The sequence below is a fragment of the Parasphingomonas halimpatiens genome, from assembly GCF_036663795.1.
In the GTDB taxonomy this organism is placed as follows: Bacteria; Pseudomonadota; Alphaproteobacteria; order Sphingomonadales; family Sphingomonadaceae; genus Sphingomonas.
The window spans coordinates 1-1,096 of the sequence record NZ_JAXOJP010000091.1 but is presented as its reverse complement, the minus strand read 5'-3'; the positions used below and the strand labels follow the sequence as shown (position 1 = coordinate 1,096).

Below are 1,096 nucleotides of genomic sequence, written 5' to 3'. Positions count from 1 at the left end.
CCGTCGCGGTCGTGCCGAGGTGGAACGTCACCCCATGGTCTTCGTGGACCTTGCGGAGATAATCCCCGACCTGTGGTCCCAGAACCTTCGCCATGAGCGTCGTCTCGGTCCCGACCATTTGCACGTCGATGTTCCGAGCCCGGAGTGATGCCGCGACCTCCAGCCCGATAAAGCTTGCGCCGATCACGACCGCGCGTTTCGCGACCAGCGCCTTCTCGACGAGCGCACGGCTGTCCGTCAACGTCCGCAGGTAGTGGACATGCGGAAGGTCGGCGCCGGGAATGCTCAAATGGATCGGCTCGGCGCCGGTCGCGAGCAGTAGCGCGTCGTACTCGTAATGCCTGCCGTCGGCGAGTTCGACGCGGCGGGTCGCCGTATCGATCGCCGTGACGCGCGCGCCTAGCCTTAGGTCGATGTCGTGCTCTTTGTAGAATTCCGCCGACCGAAGAATATTGGACGCATCGGACGCCGTACCAGCGAGATACCCCTTCGAGAGGTTTGGCCGGTCGCAGGGTAACGTGTTGTCGGCGCTCAGCATCATCAGGCTGCCAGTATAACCCTCGTGCCGAAGCGCCTCCGCAGCGGCGTTTCCGGCCGCGCCGCCACCAACGATGAGGACGGACTTCGGCAGAACAGCGGATGGGGGCTGCGGTTGCGCCTCCCACCGCTCCAGCTTTTCCCGAACGAACACGGCCCCAACCGGCGCATCGAATGGCGTGAACTGACGCGTCACGTCGCACACCGCTTCGACACGCCAACGCGAAACCGGGTCGAGCGCGGGCGCCCGGAGCGCCTCACCGGTGCGAAGGTCGAAACAGGCGTGGTGCCAGGGGCAGCGGACCGCATCGCCGACCAGAAGTCCTTGCTCGAGCGGCGCGCCATAATGCGTGCAGATCGCACCGACCGCGAACACCTCATTGCCACGTCGGGCGAGGAGCACGGGCTCGCCTAGGGCATGCCCGAGCAGCATACCGCCGTCAGGAATTGTCGAGAGCTCGATCGCCTGCGTGAGGTCTGGTCCGCTCAGCTTTGGCTTCTCGTCGCTCATCTCGTCCTCCGTGCTGCGGCTCAGCAATGTCTAGTCGGTGACGGCAAC

The 1,096-nt window shown here is 65.1% G+C and carries 1 protein-coding gene; it reads right to left on the bottom strand.

Going from position 1 to position 1,096, the window contains the following annotated elements; all coding sequences use genetic code 11:
• Positions 1 to 1,048: FAD-dependent oxidoreductase (locus U1839_RS26755; RefSeq protein WP_332806603.1), on the bottom strand; the 1,048-nt coding region annotated here is incomplete at its 3' end.
• Positions 1,049 to 1,096 lie beyond the last annotated feature (48 nt).